The sequence below is a fragment of the Hyalangium gracile genome (genome assembly GCF_020103725.1).
Classification (GTDB): domain Bacteria; phylum Myxococcota; class Myxococcia; order Myxococcales; family Myxococcaceae; genus Hyalangium; species Hyalangium gracile.
In genome coordinates, this window is record NZ_JAHXBG010000020.1 from 147687 (window position 1) to 164011 (window position 16325).

Consider the following 16325-nt stretch of genomic DNA (forward strand, 5'->3'; position numbering starts at 1 on the left):
AAGCCTCTTCGAGAGTCGTGAAAGACTTCTTCGGACCTGCCTGGTCACCTGGGCCCACTGTCCTGGGAGCACAGGTCGCGGGCCCCTCGTCTCGGTGCGGGTCCCCCCGTCGCTGACGGGTCCTCCCGCACCGGCCGTCCCGCTCTCCCCCGGCTCACGGACTCCTATCCAACAGAGCGGCATGACGGGCAATGACTCATCAGGCAGGCTGGATGAGGGCGGAGCCAACCGCCTCCCGTGAGCCGAGGACGCGATGACGGGCAGACCCCCGACTCGCTCAGACCTGGGAACCTCGTGGGGCCCTGGCGTGTGGAGGGCTAGCTGTGGCCTGGGAATCACTCAGGGGTAGGACCAGGCGCCGGCGCAGCGCCCACCCGTCGTCGCCGCGTCGTAGAGCGGGTAGAACGTGCCGCGGCCGAAGGGCTCGCAGATGTTGGCCCCCACCGCCAGCAGGCTGTTCAGGATGCACGAGCGCGCCGCCGCCTCCTCCTGGGTGCTGGGGATGATGCGCTCCACGCAGGCGATGAAGTTGACCGTCTGCGAGCACCCGCCGTTGCCCTCGTTCACCCACGTGGCGTGGTTCACGTTCCAGCAGCCGCTGTCATGCCAGAAGGCGCACCGGTCCACCTCGTCATAGACGGCCGCCGTGCCCGAGCCCCAGCCCGCGCCGACATGGAAGCCGTACACGCAGTTGGCGTAGGGGACGATGCCGCTCACCTGCACGTCCGGCGAGCAGTTCTTCCCATCCCCCAGCCCCGAGGCGCACGCGTTCTTCTCCCCCTGCGGACGCCCGGACAGCCCCAGGCGGAAGCTCTGGTTGGGCAGGCCATGGCACCCCCACTGGATGATGTTCGTGCCCGCCCCGTAGCCAGCCCCGGACACGTCCAGACACAGCCCGGTGTGCTTCGCCACGATTTCATAGGAGCCGGTGCCCCGCTCCCGCAGCCAGAACCGCTGGTTGTCTCCCCCATGGCAGGGCCACTGGTAGAGCGTCACGCCCCAGTTCCCGTTGGGCACGTCCACGCACAGCCCGCTGACCTTCGACACCAGGCTGTACGTCCCATCTCCCATGGCCACCGGAGTGAACTGCTGGTTGATTCCTCCGTGGCAGGGCCACTGGTAGAGCGTCGTGCCCTGCGCCCCGTTGGCGAGGTCGAGACACATCCCGCTGTGGCCCGCCGACCAGGTGACGACGGTGCCTGCCTCGAGCCCCTGCGCCGCCACGCCCAGCGTAGGGGCCGCGCCCTCCTCGGACTCGGAGAGCTCGGCCTCGGCCTCGACTCCACAGCCGAACAGGGACAGGACGCTGAACCCGATGAAGACAGCGGTACGCAGAGGATGAAGAGCGCGCATGAGGGCTTTCCTGGGCCGAGCGTCCGTCGGGATGACGAGTGGCTCCGGCGGGCCCCGGCGTCTGCACGCCGCGCGCCAACTCGCGGAGAAGTCACGGTGGGCCGGACTTCCCTCTGAAGCCAGCGAGCCTGGACCTCGCCCCGGCGTCCGCCTGCGTCCCAACGGAACGCAGGCGCGTCCCGGTCGAGCGCGGTGGTTGAAGTTCTCTCGGGACATGAGAACCCGGTCAACTTCCCTCGACGCTGCGCTGGCCCGGACTATATCTCCCGCCCATGGAACCGATTATTTCCGTCCGGGGGCTGACGAAGACGTACGCCTCGGGACTGCAGGCGCTCAAGAACATCAATCTGGAGATTCGCCGCGGAGAAATCTTCGCCCTGCTGGGACCCAACGGCGCGGGCAAGACGACCCTCATCAGCATCATCTGCGGCATCGTGAACCCGAGCACCGGCGTGGTGCTGGCCGACGGGCACGACATCGTCCGCGACTACCGGGCGGCGCGGACGAAGATAGGGCTGGTGCCCCAGGAGCTGACCACCGACGCCTTCGAGACGGTGTGGGCCACGGTGTCCTTCAGCCGGGGCCTGTTCGGCAAGGCGCCCAACCCGGCCCACATCGAGAAGGTGCTCAAGGACCTGTCCCTCTGGAACAAGAAGGACTCCAAGATCATGACCCTGTCGGGAGGCATGAAGCGGCGGGTGATGATCGCCAAGGCCCTCTCCCACGAGCCGCAGATCCTCTTCCTCGACGAGCCGACCGCTGGCGTCGACGTGGAGCTGCGGCGCGACATGTGGGAGGTGGTGCGGAGCCTGCGCTCCAGCGGCGTGACGATCATCCTGACCACGCACTACATCGAAGAGGCCGAGAAGATGGCCGACCGCATCGGCGTCATCTCCAAGGGCGAGCTCATCCTCGTGCAGGACAAGGCCGAGCTGATGACCAAGCTGGGCAAGAAGCAGCTCACCCTGAACCTCCAGGAGCGGCTCTCCGCCCTGCCGCCCGCGCTCGCCGACCTCAAGCTGGAGCTGTCACCGTCGGGGACGGAGCTGATCCACACCTTCGACTCCAACGACGAGCGCACGGACATTCCCACCCTGCTGCGGCGGGTGACGGAGCAGGGCATCGCCTTCAAGGACCTCCAGACGCGCCAGAGCTCGCTGGAGGAGATCTTCGTCAGCCTGGTCAAGGAGCGGACATGAGCCTCAACGTCTACGCCATCAGCGCCATCTACAAGTTCGAGATGGCTCGCGCCTTCAGAACCCTGTGGCAGAGCATCGTCTCGCCTGTCATCTCGACGTCGCTCTATTTCGTGGTCTTCGGCTCGGCCATCGGCTCGCGGATGACGCAGATCGACGGGGTGACCTACGGCGCCTTCATCGTGCCGGGGCTCATCATGCTGTCGCTCTTCACCCAGAGCACGGCGAACGCCTCGTTCGGCATCTACTTCCCGAAGTTCACCGGCACCATCTACGAGGTCCTCTCGGCGCCGGTCTCCTTCGTCGAGATCGTCATCGCCTACGTCGGGGCCGCGGCCAGCAAGTCGATCCTCCTGGGGCTCATCATCCTGGCCACCGCGGCCGTGTTCGTGCCGCTGCAGATCCAGCACCCGCTGTGGATGATCGCCTTCCTGGTGATGACGGCGGTGAGCTTCAGCCTGTTCGGCTTCATCATCGGCATCTGGGCCAACGGCTTCGAGCAGCTCCAGTTCATCCCCATGCTGGTCATCACGCCGCTGACCTTCCTGGGAGGAGCCTTCTACTCCATCGACATGCTGCCGCCGGCCTGGCGCACGGTGACGCTGTTCAACCCGGTGGTCTACCTGATCAGCGGCTTCCGCTGGAGCTTCTACGGCACGGCGGATGTGGACGTCGGCATCAGCCTGGGCGCGACGATGGCCTTCTTCCTCGCCTGCCTGTCCGTCGTCGCGTGGATGTTCAAGACCGGCTACCGGCTGAAGACCTGAGCCACGCGGGGACTCGGACCCGGCAAAGGTGGGGCGATATGTCCTGCCGGGCTCCACGTTCTTCCACACGTCATCGAATGGAATGAACGGAGGACGCCATGAAGGGCTCGCTGGTGCTGTCGGTTCTTCTCTTCCTGGGGGTGGGGTGCGCGGGTAGCGGGAGTCAGGTGCGCGCCGAGAGCGAGGGAGGCCGCATGGGGCAGCGCTCCGCGGAGCCCCTGCTGGTGAAGGGCGCACACATCACCGGTCCCTCCTCGTCACTCAGCCTGAGGCAGAACGGGATGCGTGGCCGCTTCCGCAACCAGCCCCTGGAGCTGGAGTGGGACTACCAGCAGGTGAGGGGGCAGTTTGGCACCCGGCCCGCGCAGCTGGAGCTGTCCGAGGGGGATGACCTGCGCGCCTCCGGCAGCTTTGGCGGCGTCACCGTGGCGCTCCTCGTCAAGCAGGACGTCCTCGTGGCTCGAGCCGGCGCGTGCGCCTACTACATGAGCCGCGTGGAGGGAGGCTTCTCGGGCAAGCGCGACTGCGAGGGCTCGCTCGAGGAGGGGTTCTTCATCGACTTCCCCGAGAGTCTCCAGGCGCGCCCGCTCGGCGAGATGGCGACGCTGCTCACCCTGACGCTCGTCAACTACACGGATGCCTACGCCCAGGCCGTCTCTCCCGCCCGCTTCACCGCCCCTCGGGACTTCACCAAGATGGAGGCAAGGAGCAGCAGCCGGAAGATCAACTAGACACGAGGTGCCGACAGGGTCGCGTACCATGAGGACCATGTCCCGCGTTCACGTTCTGCTCCTGCTGCTCTGTGTCGTGCTCCCGCTCTCGGGGGCCGCCCAGGCTCCGTCGCCGCCGCCCATGGTCCCCGCGCCCGCGGCTCCTCCGGCGGAGGCGGTGCAACCCGAGGGCGAGCTCATCCCCCGCTCCAGCGTGACGCCCGACAGCGGAAGGGGCAGGGCCGGGCGTGTCATCCTCGGACCGCTGACGGGGCTCGTGCTGGGCCTCCTGGCGGCCACGCCTGGACTCGTTCTCATGGGGGACTCGTTCTCCTGCAGCACCTGCGCGAACGACTCGGAGATCATCGGCGGCGGCCTGGTCAGCCTCGTGGGCTTCACGGCGGGCACCGCGCTCGGGGTCAAGCTCATCGGGAGCCTGTTCTGGGGCGAGGGGCGCTTTCTGAAGACGCTCCTGGGCTCCGCGCTGGGGTTCGGCGGAGGCCTCCTGACCATGATTCCGCTGATCGAGACGGAGGGAGGCTGGGCCGTGCCCCTGATCATCGGCCCCCTCATCGGCGCCGTCATCGGCTACGAGCTGTCTCACACGGAGGAGCTCGAGCGCATGGCAGCCGGCCCGAGCGTGGCGGTGCTCCCGTCCGTGAGCGTGCATCCCTCGGGAGGCGTCATCGCGGGGCTCATGGGTCGCTTCTGAGCCCCGAGGCTCGCTTCAGGGCGACAAGGGGACGAACACGCCGAGCACCCGCGTCTCCTCGTCATCGCTGGGATCCGTCTTCTCGGTGACGAGCATCCATCCCTGCTTGAAGGGGCGCAGCTCCATCCCCCGCGCGCCGACGCGGTACCCCTGAGGCGTGGGCTGGAGCTGCTCCTGGCGAAGCCGCCTTCCCTCGTCCAGCTCATGACGCAGCCGCAGCATCAGGTTCTCCTCCGGCAGCGACTCCGCTCCCCGGAAGAAGTGGTCGTCGAACCGCTCGCACGCGCTGCCCAGGTAGTCGAGGTCCGCCTCGCTCTCCGGCAACAGCTCGAAGAGCGCCATGGACACGCCCCCTTCCGCTGCCGGGGACAGCTCGAGCGCCGCCGGGTGGAACTCCTGCCCCCGCCGCTGCGCTCCCTGGTAGCGCTCCCGGAAGGTCATCCCCCAGAAGCGCGTCGGAGCGGAGAGCGGAGCGGTGAGCCGCGCCTCCGGCCAGGCCGCGGCCGCCAGGCACACCCCCTTGAAGTTGGAGGGCTTGTCCGGAACGCACGAGTCCCCGGTGGCCAGGGCCCTCACCCACCCGGTCCGGTGCGCGCTCCCCGGCTCCTCCCCGGAAGCCCCCGCAACGTCCGCCCGCTTGCCGAGCATGCAGCCGGTGAACAGGACCATCGAACCGAAAATCGCCAGTGTGCTCAGCCGCTTCTTCATGGAGCTCTCCGGGGCCCGCGGTGATGGCTCAACGCCGGGTCTGGATCATCTGCACCGTGGTGGTGCGGGGCTTCGAGAACGCCTCCACCTGCAGGATGCGGCGCGTGGGCGCGTTCTCGATCCACATCGTGTACTTCCGCGGGTCCTTGGCCTTGTGCTCGAACAGCTCGACCTTGAAGACCTTGATTGGCCCGGTCTTGCCTGCCTGGAGATCGCCGATGGACTGGAGATCCGTCACGTGCTGCACCAGGACGCGCCAGTCCGAGTGGAAGTTCTTGTCGAAGATGCCAGTCAGCTCGAACACGCGAAGGCTTCCGAGGAACCCCTCCTCCAGGGGGAGCGCGGCGACGGCCAGCTCGAGGGACGCATTCGGCATGAAGAGCGGCACGTTCCCCACGGGGTGGTCGAGCTTCCCCTTGAACGAGCCCCCGAGCTCCATCTTCATCACGCCGTCGATGTTCTCCATCCGGAACGTGTTGGTCTCGTTCTTGTTCGTCATGCCGACGAGCTTCGTCTGCGTGGTCACCATCTTGTAGGGGACCAGCGTCTTCGCATCGAGCCAGTAGCGGTAGTCGAACTTCCCGTCCTGGGTGCGGCCGGTGTCGGTGACGAGGATCGCCTCCCGCTTCTTGTCGCGCTTTCGCTGGATGCTGCGCCGCATCGTCTGGAGGGCGTAGGAGAGAGGCTCGCGGTCCGCGCCCTTCCCCCACGCAGCCGTCTGCACGACGGTCCGATACTGGAACACCCCCGGCTTCAGGAGCGGCGCCTGGATGAGGGCGGCGCTGGAGGGCGGGAGGGGCGCCAGGCCCTGGCCCCCGCCTTCGGTGCGGAAGGACTTCACGAAGTGCTGGAGCACGTTCTCGGGAGGGGCTTCCTTTCCCTCGATGTGGAGGTGGACGACCTGGACGATCTTCTCCCCCAGGTTGATGTACTGCCCCGCCGAGTGCACCGGTGGTGACGTGTCACTCCTGGGGCTCAGGCGATACTCGGCCGCGGGGAAGCCGTCGACGACGATCGCGTCGTTCTGGAGGACCTCCAGGCCCTCGTTGCTCGCGATGGCGTTGAGGCGGCCCTGGAGGTGCGCGGAGGGGTTCTTCTCGAGCTCATCCGTCAGGACGACGTTGTCCTTCCAGTGCCTCGAGCTGAAGGTCCAGCCTCGGGCCGCATCCGTGTAGCTGCAGACCGTTTGATCCCGCTGCTGGCTGCACTGGGGAGTGGCGGGGAACTCGACGCTGTACATGCCTCCAGGAGGCGTGAAGCGCACCCCCGGCGGGAGCTCCTCGGCTGGCGGCTCGGCCGGCTTCGGCTCAGGCGGAGCGGGAGCCTGCGCGGTGGCGGCCGGCTGGGCGGGAGCGGGTGTCCCAGGAGTGGAGGGAGCCGGGGCGGGGGCCGTCTCCGCGCGAGGGGGCACCACGGGGCGGGGGCGGGAGCGTGCGCAGCCGACCAGCGTCAGGCTGGCGGAGAGAAGGAGGCAGGAGATGCCTCGGACCGGGAATGGAGACATGCGCGCAGTGTCGGTCAAAGTGCCAGTGTCGGCAACAGGGCTTCCCCGAGCGGTGATCAGCGAATGATCAGCGCGGGCCGCTCAGGGCGATTCGCTCGCCTGGGCGATGGACTTCGGTGGGGTGGCTCCCGCGCCCCGCGCCCCCAGCACCGTGCGCCACGCCGTGGCCAGCAGGATGATGCCGCCGCCCAGCAGGGCCCAGGGGCCGGGCCGCTCTCCAGCGAAGATGAAGGTCCACACCGGGTTGAGCACCGGCTCCAGCAGGATGAGCAGCGAGGCCTCCACCGCGGGCGTCTGCCGGATGCCCAGGTTGAAGAGCGTGTACGCCAGGCCCAGCTGGAAGACACCCAGGAAGAGCAGGATGCCTCCATCCAGCGGCGTGGGCGCCGGGCCACCGAGCGCCGGCACCAGCACGCTCAGGCCCGCGAGCAGGTTGCCCCACACCAGCACCACCTGCCCCTCCGTCACCGCCCGCAGCCCCATGATGGTGAGCGAGAACGCCACGCCCGAGGCCAATGCGATTGCGTTGCCCATCAGCTGCCCCGGCTGGAGCTGATCCAGGAAGAAGAGGCTCAGGCCCACCAGGAAGATGGGGGCCGCCATCAGCTCGCCGCGCGAGGGCTTCTCGCGCAGCAGCAGGGGAGACAGCAGCAGCACGTACAGCGGCGCGGTGTCCTGCAGGAAGATGGCGTTGGCGGCGGTGGTGAGCTTGTTGGCGATGATGAACAGCACCACCGTGGCCGCGTAGGCCACCGCCACCCCGAGCGCCTTCAGCGAGGGCCGCTTGCGCCCGGCCGGGAAGGCCAGCCACAGCACCAGCGCCGCGACCAGCGAGCGCCCGGAGGCGATCTGGTAGGCGCTCAAAGTAGACAGCTTGACGGCCGCTCCCGCCGTGGACCAGAGCACGGCGGCGATCAGGATGTAGAGACGGGGGCGGAGCATGGCGTGGCTGGACCGGGGGCATATGCCGGCTGGCGGTGGAACGCCACTGCCGCGCGGCACCACGCGGAGGCAGGCGCGCGTGGCGGCCCCGACTCGGCGTAGACTGACACCCCATCACCTTATGTGCCGTATCTCCCGAAGTCCCCCCAGGGAGCGCAGGCCCCCCTCTGCCTCCACCCAGGTTCATGCCCGCCTGCTGGCGGCGTGCCTGCTTGCGGGACTGCTCGCGACGGGAAACGCCTGGGCCCTGGAGCCGACCAAGGCCCTCAACCAGTTCCCCCACCGCGTCTGGCAGACGGAGGACGGGCTGCCCCAGAGCACCACGGTGGCCCTCGCGCAGACTTCGGACGGCTACCTGTGGGCCGGCACCTATGAGGGCCTGGTGCGCTTCGACGGCGTGCGCTTCACCGTCTTCGATCCCGGCAACACCCCCGCCCTGCCAGATCGCTCCATCACCTCCCTGGCCGTCGACCGGGACGGGACGCTGTGGATCAACACGAACAGCGGGCTGGCGGGCATGCGAGCGGGGAAGTTCTTCTCCATGCCCCTCCCCGAGGGCATCATCCCCCGCGGCGTGCACCAGCTGCTGCCGGCTCGGGACGGAGGCCTGTGGCTCGCCACCGCGCGCAACGGGTTGATCCGGCTCTTCAAGGGCACCTTCGACGTCTTGACGTCCGAGCATGGGCTCGCCAGTGAGCGGGTGCTGGCGATGGCCGAAGGGGAGGACGGCAGCCTCTGGGTGGCCACGCCCGAAGGAGTGCAGCGCTGGGACGGCACGGCCTTCCTCCCTGGCCCCGAGTTCCAGGGGCCTCCCACCCTGGTGACGGCGCTGATGCTGGACCCGCAAGGCGTCCTCTGGGCGGGAGATCAGGCGGGCATCGTGTACCGGCAGCAGGGCGCGATGATGCTCCCCCACCCGGAAGCGAGCCTGCTCGGCAGTCCCATCTCCGTGCTGCTCATGGATCGTCACGGCGCGCTGTGGGCGGCGAGCCGGGGCCAGGGGCTGCTGCGCCTGGTGAATGGGCGGCGCTCCGTGCTCGGCCCCGAGAGCGGGCTGGGGATCGACTCCATCATGTCCCTGCTGGAGGATGCCGAGGGCAACCTCTGGCTGGGCATGGGCAGCCACGGCCTGTACCGTCTCAAGGACGCCCCCTTCACGCCCTACGGTACCCCCGAGGGGCTGGGGCACGAGACGGTGAGCTCCCTGCTCGAGGCGCGCGACGGCAGCCTCTGGTTCAGCCTCCTGGGCGGCGGCATCTCCCGCTTGAAGGACGGGCGCGTGACGACGTGGACGACGCGCGAGGGGCTCCTCGACAACATGGTCTTCGGCAGCGCCGAGGGGCGCGATGGCACCCTCTGGTTCGCCACGCGCAAGGGCCTCATCCGCTGGCGGGATGGCACGTTCTCCACCCTCCCCGAGGAAGGCCAGCCGCCCAGGAATCCCATCGGGTATGCCGTCGTCGAGGACGAGCAGGGCACGCTCTGGACCAGCACCCAGGATGGGCTCGCCCGCTGGGATGGGAGGCAGTTCGCGCTCGTCGCCCCGAAGGACCAGGTGCTCGGCGGCCTCATCCGGGTGCTCAAGCGGCGGGCCGCGGGCGGCCTCTGGGTCGGAACCCAGGGCGGCGGCCTGGCCGCGTACTCCCAGGGGGAGATCATTACTCTGTCCTCCCGGGGCAGTCCCATCAGCGGTGACGTCCGAGGCCTCTTCGAGGACGGCGAGACGCTCTGGGTCGGCACCACCCAAGGGCTCTTCCGCTGGAAGAACGGCGACTTCGTCCGCCTGTCCCGCGAGCAGGGGCTCTTCGACGACGTCGTCTTCGAGATCCTCCCGGACGGGAAGGGCAACCTGTGGATGACCTGCAACAAGGGCATCTTCCGCGTCTCCCAGCAGGAGCTGGAGGCCGTCGCGGATGGGCGACTCGCCCGTGTCACCTCCCGCGCCTACGGCAAGGAGGATGGGATGCGCGTCGCGGAGTGCAACGCCCTGGGAGGGCCTTCGGGGGTCCGCGCGCGCGATGGCCGGCTCTGGTTCCCCACCGTCCGCGGCGCCGTGGCCTACGACGCGCGACATGAGAGGGCGCCCTCCTTGCTGCCTCCGGTGCTCCTCGAGGAGCTCAGGGTGGACGGGCGCTCCGTGCCTGGCGCCGAGTGGTCGCGCATCCCTCCCAGCGCGGGCCGCGTCGACATCCAGTACACCGCGGCGGCCCTGGCCGCCTCGGAGCAGCTGCACTTCCGCTACAAGCTGGAGGGCATCGACCCGGACTGGGTGGAGGCCGGCTCCCGGCGCGTCGCCTACTACACGCGCATTCCGCCGGGACACCATCGGTTCCTCGTCGAGGCGTTCATCCCGGCCAGCGGCGTGCCTCCCCGCGGAGCGCAGCTGGAGTTCCACCTGCAGCCGCGCTTCTTCGAGACGATCCTCTTCCGCGTGGCGTGTGGCCTGGCCGCCGTGCTCGCCGTGGCGGGCGCGGTGTGGCTCCGCCTGCGTCAGTCGCGCGAGCGCGAGCGCAAGCTGCAGGTTCGCGTGGACGAGCGCACCGCGGAGCTGGCCATGCGCATCCAGCAGCTCGAGGCCACCCGGGAGCGGCTCGCCCACGCCGAGAAGCTGGTGGCGGTGGGAACGCTGGCCGCCGGCGTCGGCCACGAGATCAACAACCCGCTGGCCTACATCCTCTCCAACCTCCGCTACCTCTCCACGGAGCTGAGGGACCTGCCCCGGCGCGAGGACGAGAAGGAGCGCTGGCAGGAGGTGGAGGAGGCGCTGGCCGACGCGCTCCACGGCGCCGAGCGGGTGCGGAAGATCGTCCAGGCGCTGAAGACGCTCGCCCGCGCGCAGGCCGAGCCTCCGAGCCGCGTGGACCTCCACGCCGTGCTGGACCGGACCGTGGAGGCGCTGGACCAGGAGTTGCGCCGCCGGGCCCGCCTGGTGAAGGACTACGGGCTGTCCCAGCCGGTGATGGGCGACGAGGGGCGCCTGGGCCAGGTCTTCCTCCACCTGCTGCTCAACGCCGCCCAGGCCATCCCCGAGGGCCAGCCGGAGAGCAACGAGATCCGCGTCACGACGCGCCGCGACCCGGCGGGCCGCGCCATCATCGAGGTGCAGGACACCGGCAAGGGCATTTCCCCGGAGATACTCCCCCGCATCTTCGAGCCCTTCTTCACCACGAAGGAGGCGGGGGAGGGCACGGGGCTCGGCCTGTCCATCTGCCACGCCACCATCCAGTCGATGGGCGGGGAGATCGAGGTGCAGAGCGAGCCGGGACAGGGCTCCATCTTCCGGATCCTCCTCCCACCGCTACAGGTTGCTCCAGCAGCCGCCCCCTAGGTCGCTGCGCCGCGGCATTGTCGGCTGGTGGGCGGATTCCCAGCCCGCGAGGCGGGGTTCCCCGAGCCCGGCGGGCCACATCGCGGGTTTCCCGTGACGCCGAGTCAACCCTTGTGGCCGGGGGGCCTAGGCATCCGGGAGTCCGTGCCTAGTTTCCGTTTCCTCGGAGACGGAGTGATGACTCGGAGCCCTCTCTTGCTCACATTGCTGTGCCTGGCCGCCACCACCGGTTGTCGCCGCGTGCGCTTCGAGGACTCGGTGTTCTCCAAGAAGCAGGTGAGCTACCGCATCGGCGAGCTGCCCCGGCACTGGAGCCGCGTCTTCGTCGAGGGCAATGATCTGGCCTTCTCGGAGACGGACACCGGGCGGGCGCTCTCCATCAACTCCACCTGCGAGGGGCACGATGATCCGCCCCTGCCGGTGCTCACCCGCCACCTGTTGATGGGCTTCACCGACCGGCAGGAGGTGTCCCAGCAGCTCATCGAGCTGGACGGCCGCGAGGCCCTGCGCTCGCGCCACACGGCGAAGCTGGACGGCGTGCCGGTGGAGCTGGAGCTGGTGGTCCTCAAGAAGGACGGCTGCGTCTTCGACTTCACCTACGTCGCGCCGCCCGGGCAGGCCGAGGCGCGCCTGGCGGACTTCGATGCCCTGCTCCAGGGCTTCCACGCGGAGCGAGACTCATGAGCACCTCGGTCGAGGTCGGCACGGGCGGGGGCGCGGAGCTCATGCCCGCGGAGCCCACGCTCTCCATCGGCGCGCGCGTCCGCCAGCGGCTGGAGGCGCTCGGGGCGATGGTGGTGATGTCCGGCAAGGTCTTCTCTCGCGCCGTGCGCCCGCCCTATGACTGGGGCGCGCTCGTCTTCCATACCGAGTCGCTGGGCGTGCGCTCCATGCCCATCGCCCTGCTCACCTCGACGTTCGCGGGGCTCGTCATCTCGCTGCAGTTCGGCTTCTTCCTGGCGCGCTTCGGCGTGCAGTACACGGTGGGCCGCGTCGTCGTCCTCACGCTGTTCCGCGAGCTGGCCCCGGTGCTCACCGCGCTCACGGTGGGCGCGCGCATCGGCTCGGGCATCGCCGCCGAGCTGGGGGCGATGACGGTGACGGAGCAGGTGGACGCCATCCGGGCGCTCGGGGCGGATCCGCTGCGCAAGCTGGTGGTGCCGCGGGTGCTCGCGTGCCTGCTGGTGCTGCCCACCCTCACCGTGCTGGCGGACGTCATCGGCCTGGTGGCCGGCGCGCTCGTCGTCAACCTGCAGTACGGCATCTCCTTCGACATGTTCTTCCAGGGCGCGCTGGACACGGTGTTCATGAGCGACTTCGTGTCGGGCGTCATCAAGGGCGCCGTCTTCGGCGTCACCATCGGGCTGGTGGGCTGCTTCAAGGGCCTCACCGTGGAGGGCGGCACCGAGGGCGTGGGCCGCGCCACCACCCAGACGGTGGCCATCACCTCCGTCTCCGTGTGCCTGGCCGACTTCTTCATCACCAAGATCAGCCTCTACCTCTAGCCATGCGCCTGTCCGCCCCACGTCCCCGCCTCGAGTTCCACCCGCCCACCCCGGGCGAGGAGCTCATCCACTTCGAGCACCTGAAGAAGTCCTTCGGTCCCAAGCGCGTCTATGACGACGTGGAGCTGTCGGTGCGAGCGGGGGAGACGCTGGTCGTCATCGGCGGCTCGGGCACCGGCAAGAGCGTGCTGCTCAAGTGCCTCATCGGGCTGCTCTTGCCGGACGCCGGGCGCATCCTCTTCCAGGGGCAGGACCTGACGCGCCTGCGCGAGGAGGACTTCCTGTCCGTGCGCCGCCACGTGGCCATGGTGTTCCAGGGCGCGGCGCTCTTCGACTCGCTGACGGTGGGCGAGAACGTGGCCTATCCGCTGCGCGAGCACTTCCCGGAGCTGTCCGCCGAGGAGGTGTCCCGCCGCGTGGCCGAGAAGCTGTCCTGGGTCAACCTGCCGGGCACCGAGAAGATGATGCCCGCGGACCTGTCCGGCGGCATGCGCAAGCGAGTGGGGCTGGCGCGCGCCATCGCCACCAACCCGGAGGTCATCCTCTGGGACGAGCCCACCACGGGGTTGGATCCCGTCACCACCCAGAGCATCAACACGATGATCAACACGATGAAGCAGAAGCTGGGGTGCACCTCCATCGTCGTGACGCACGACATGATGAGCGCCTTCGAGGTGGCGGACCGCATCGCCATGCTGGCCAACCGGCGCATCGTCCAGGTGGGCACGCCCGAGGAGGTGCGCCGCTCCACCGTGCCCGAGGTGCGCGCCTTCCTGGATGCGCGGCGGGCGGAGCTTCAGGGACGGGGGATGGTGTCATGAGCCTCTTCACTTCCACGCCGCGCGAGCGGCGCATGGCCTGGCGCGCGGGCGTCTTCGTGGCGGCGGGGCTCGTCCTGGCCGGAGTGGTGGTCTTCTTCATCGGCAAGGAGACGCGGGCCTTCGAGTCGCAGATGACCTACCGCGCCTTCTTCCCGAACGTGCAGGGCCTGACCGACAAGTCTCCGGTGTGGATTGGCGGGCTCGAGGTGGGGCACGTGGTGGGCATCGCCTTCACCGAGGACGCGGCCGAGCGCGGCATCCAGGTGACCATCGAGGTCTCCAAGAAGTACTCCGATCGCGTGCGCCAGGACTCCGTGGCCCGGCTGTCGAGCCTCGGCGTGCTGGGTGAGAAGGCCGTGGACATCTCGCTGGGTACCCCCAAGGCGCCGCTCATTCCAGACGGGGGCGAGCTGCGCACGGACGTCAGCGGGGACCTCAACGCGCTGATGCAGGCGGCCGGACAGGTGCTGAGCGACTCGCAGGCCATCAGCCGCTCGCTGCGGGTGGCGGTGGAGACGTACGCGGACCCCCGGCTCGCCGAGGATGTGTCCGCCAGCCTGCGCAGCCTCCGCAAGCTCCTGGAGGAAATAGAGCAGGGCGACGGCGTGCTGCACGCCCTCATCTACGACAAGGAGTCGGGGCGGCAGGTGCGCGGGCTGCTGGCGCACGCCTCGCAGGTGGCCAGGCGGATGGATGGGGCGGTGGGGCACGTGGAGGCGCTGCTGGCGGAGGTGCGCCAGGGGGACGGCACGGCCCACGCGCTCATCTACGGCAAGGAGGGCGCCCAGGCGCTGACGGAGCTGGGCGCGGCGGCCGGGCAGCTCGCCGGGCTCATCGAGGACGCGAAGACGAGCCCCAACGGCGCGGTGCACCAGCTCGTCTACGGGGACGCCCGGGGCATGTTCGCGGACCTGGGCAGCGCGGCGGCGGACCTGAAGAAGATCACCTCCACCGTGGCCAACGGGGAGGGCACCATCGGCGGGCTGATTTCGGACCCCACGGTGTACGAGGACCTGCGGCAGGTGCTCGGCAACGTGAAGCGCAACCGGCTGTTGCGCGCGCTGGTGCGCTTCTCGGTCAACAACCGCGAGGAGCTGGATCAGGTCGGCAAGGTGAAGCAGGAGCAGCAGGAGACAGGTACTGGAGGCTCGGGCACGAAGAAGTGAGCCCGGCGGGGAGATCCATCGATGCGTGGTTCGAGATTCGTGTCCTGGCTGGCCGTGGCGCTCGTCGCGCTCACCCAGCCGGGTTGTGGGGATGGTGAGGAGCGGGAGAAGGGCTCGGACAGCTGCACCGCCGGAAGGAACATGACGGACCCGCGCCTGGTGAATGGGCTCGAGCCCATCGCGGGCGGAGCGCTGCTGCGCATCACCTGGGACCCGGGGACGGACGCCGGCTCCGAGCTTCCCTCGGACTACTTCGCCGCCGTGAAGGTCTCTGGGGAGACGCCGACGGAGGTCCAGAACCTGGTGTCCGACGTCTCGCTGACGGAGGACCGCCAGCTCTCCGTCCGGTTCCGCAACCTCGGACCCTACCTGGCCGACCACGACGCGCTGGAGTTCGCGCTGGTGTTCCCGGACCGCCGGGGCTTCGTCTCCTGCTCGCACCCGGGCATGGATGACGCCTACCTGCTCAAGGTGCGTCTGGAGTTCGGCGAGCAGCAGCAGCTCCAGCGCGCCGAGCTGACGGAGGAAGTCACCCTGGGCGACATTTGAACGCCCGGGAGCCCGGGCTAGGCTGCGCGTGTGCGGCCTCCCGGTGCTCCCCGTGTCCCAGCGCGACTCCTCCTTCGTGGCAGGTGGCTCCTCGCCAGCCTGCTGCTCGGGCTCGGAGGTCTGCCCGCGTGCCTCGAGGGCCGGAGCTTCGCGAATGAGCCTCCGGGCTCGCCCGCTCCGCCTTCCGAGGATGGCGGCTCGACGCCGGACGCGAGCACCCCGCCCGAGCCGGCCGCGGGCACGGTCCGCATCGCGGCGTTCAACGTGCATCGCCTCTTCGACACGGTCTGTGACTCCGGGAGCTGCGGCGGCTCGGCCTACGAGGCGCTGCCCTCGTCCCAGGCCTTCGCGGCTCGCGCGGAGCGGATCGCCCAGGCCCTCACCTCGCTGAAGGCCGGCATCGTGCTGCTCTCGGAGGTGGAGACCCAGGCCAGCCTGGATGCGCTCCAGGCTCGGGCGCAGGGGTTCTCCACGGCGGTGCTCGGGGAGCTGGGCACGGCGGCCTCCGTGGATGTCGCCGTCCTGTCCCGCTACCCCCTGCGCGAGGTGCGCCGCCACCGGGCCCAGCGCCTCCTGACGCGCCCGGATGGGACGACCACCCTGTTCTCCCGCGAGTTCCTCGAGGTGCGCCTGGACGTGGAGGGGGCCGAGGTCATCGTCTTCTCCGCCCACTTCCGCTCCAAGGTGGATGACGATCCGGGCCGCCGCTACGCCGAGGCGCAGGCCGCCCGCGACATCCTCTCCGCGGTGGCCGCCGAGCGCCCGGGAGCGCTCGTGGTGCTCGGGGGCGATCTCAATGATGTCCCGGGCTCGCCGCCGCTCGAGGCGCTGGAGTCGGGCGGAGCGCTGCTGCGAGTCTCCCGCTCCCTGCCGCTGGAGGAGCTCGGGACGGTGTGGTTCCAGGGCGCGTCGCTGGCGATCGATCACCTCTACCGCGCCGCCGGGGCCTCCGGTCAGGAGGTCCCCGGGACGTTCCGGGTGGTGCGCGATGCGTCCGGCGGCGGGCTGGCGGGCTCGGACCATGCCGCCGTGCAGGCCGACTTCGAGCTGCCCCGCGGCTGAAG

The 16325-nt window shown here is 69.5% G+C and carries 15 protein-coding genes; 11 read left to right on the forward strand and 4 right to left on the reverse strand.

Features of this window, described 5'->3' with window-relative positions:
* Positions 1 to 339: 339 nt before the first annotated feature.
* The gene (locus KY572_RS33250; protein ID WP_224247685.1) at positions 340 to 1353 is read right to left on the reverse strand and encodes an RICIN domain-containing protein; all 1014 of its coding nucleotides are present in this window, start codon (positions 1351 to 1353) and stop codon (positions 340 to 342) included.
* Between the two features lie 272 nt (positions 1354 to 1625).
* Between KY572_RS33250 and KY572_RS33255 the strand changes: the two genes are divergently transcribed.
* The 4 genes from KY572_RS33255 to KY572_RS33270 all read left to right on the forward strand — a co-directional run bounded on the left by KY572_RS33255 (position 1626) and on the right by KY572_RS33270 (position 4738).
* A complete protein-coding gene (locus KY572_RS33255; RefSeq protein ID WP_224247686.1) occupies positions 1626 to 2552 on the forward strand; it encodes an ABC transporter ATP-binding protein in 927 nt (308 codons plus the stop codon).
* Entirely contained in the window at positions 2549 to 3316 is a 768-nt protein-coding gene (locus KY572_RS33260) for an ABC transporter permease (protein ID WP_224247687.1), read from the forward strand. Before KY572_RS33255 ends, KY572_RS33260 begins: the two co-directional genes overlap by 4 nt.
* Before the next feature lie 98 nt (positions 3317 to 3414).
* Complete coding sequence (locus KY572_RS33265; protein WP_224247688.1) at positions 3415 to 4047, forward strand: hypothetical protein; 633 nt, start codon at positions 3415 to 3417, stop codon at positions 4045 to 4047.
* A 37-nt stretch (positions 4048 to 4084) separates the two neighbouring features.
* Positions 4085 to 4738 (forward strand): hypothetical protein, encoded by a 654-nt coding sequence (locus tag KY572_RS33270; RefSeq protein WP_224247689.1) that lies wholly within the window; start codon positions 4085 to 4087, stop codon positions 4736 to 4738.
* Between the two features lie 15 nt (positions 4739 to 4753).
* Here KY572_RS33270 and KY572_RS33275 read toward each other — a convergent pair whose 3' ends face one another.
* The 3 genes from KY572_RS33275 to KY572_RS33285 all read right to left on the reverse strand — a co-directional run bounded on the left by KY572_RS33275 (position 4754) and on the right by KY572_RS33285 (position 7892).
* Positions 4754 to 5446 (reverse strand): hypothetical protein, encoded by a 693-nt coding sequence (locus KY572_RS33275; RefSeq protein ID WP_224247690.1) that lies wholly within the window; start codon positions 5444 to 5446, stop codon positions 4754 to 4756.
* Positions 5447 to 5474: 28 nt separating this feature from the next.
* The gene (locus tag KY572_RS33280; RefSeq protein ID WP_224247691.1) at positions 5475 to 6950 is read right to left on the reverse strand and encodes a hypothetical protein; all 1476 of its coding nucleotides are present in this window, start codon (positions 6948 to 6950) and stop codon (positions 5475 to 5477) included.
* An 81-nt stretch (positions 6951 to 7031) separates the two neighbouring features.
* Positions 7032 to 7892, reverse strand: coding sequence for a DMT family transporter (locus KY572_RS33285; protein ID WP_224247692.1), 861 nt, complete (start codon positions 7890 to 7892; stop codon positions 7032 to 7034).
* Between the two features lie 121 nt (positions 7893 to 8013).
* Between KY572_RS33285 and KY572_RS33290 the strand changes: the two genes are divergently transcribed.
* From KY572_RS33290 to KY572_RS33320, 7 genes are all read left to right on the forward strand, one after another.
* Positions 8014 to 11220 (forward strand): sensor histidine kinase, encoded by a 3207-nt coding sequence (locus tag KY572_RS33290; RefSeq protein WP_224247693.1) that lies wholly within the window; start codon positions 8014 to 8016, stop codon positions 11218 to 11220.
* A 177-nt stretch (positions 11221 to 11397) separates the two neighbouring features.
* Positions 11398 to 11904 (forward strand): hypothetical protein, encoded by a 507-nt coding sequence (locus tag KY572_RS33295; RefSeq protein WP_224247694.1) that lies wholly within the window; start codon positions 11398 to 11400, stop codon positions 11902 to 11904.
* Positions 11905 to 11945: 41 nt separating this feature from the next.
* The gene (locus tag KY572_RS33300; RefSeq protein WP_224247737.1) at positions 11946 to 12725 is read left to right on the forward strand and encodes an MlaE family ABC transporter permease; all 780 of its coding nucleotides are present in this window, start codon (positions 11946 to 11948) and stop codon (positions 12723 to 12725) included.
* A gap of 2 nt (positions 12726 to 12727) precedes the next feature.
* Positions 12728 to 13546: an ABC transporter ATP-binding protein gene (locus tag KY572_RS33305; RefSeq protein WP_224247695.1), complete on the forward strand. Its 819-nt coding sequence runs from the start codon at positions 12728 to 12730 to the stop codon at positions 13544 to 13546.
* A complete protein-coding gene (locus KY572_RS33310; RefSeq protein ID WP_224247696.1) occupies positions 13543 to 14712 on the forward strand; it encodes an MlaD family protein in 1170 nt (389 codons plus the stop codon). Before KY572_RS33305 ends, KY572_RS33310 begins: the two co-directional genes overlap by 4 nt.
* 21 nt (positions 14713 to 14733) lie before the next feature.
* On the forward strand, positions 14734 to 15261 hold the full coding sequence (locus KY572_RS33315; protein ID WP_224247697.1) for a hypothetical protein: 528 nt from the start codon (positions 14734 to 14736) through the stop codon (positions 15259 to 15261).
* A 30-nt stretch (positions 15262 to 15291) separates the two neighbouring features.
* A complete protein-coding gene (locus tag KY572_RS33320; protein WP_224247698.1) occupies positions 15292 to 16323 on the forward strand; it encodes an endonuclease/exonuclease/phosphatase family protein in 1032 nt (343 codons plus the stop codon).
* The last annotated feature ends 2 nt before the right edge of the window (positions 16324 to 16325 follow it).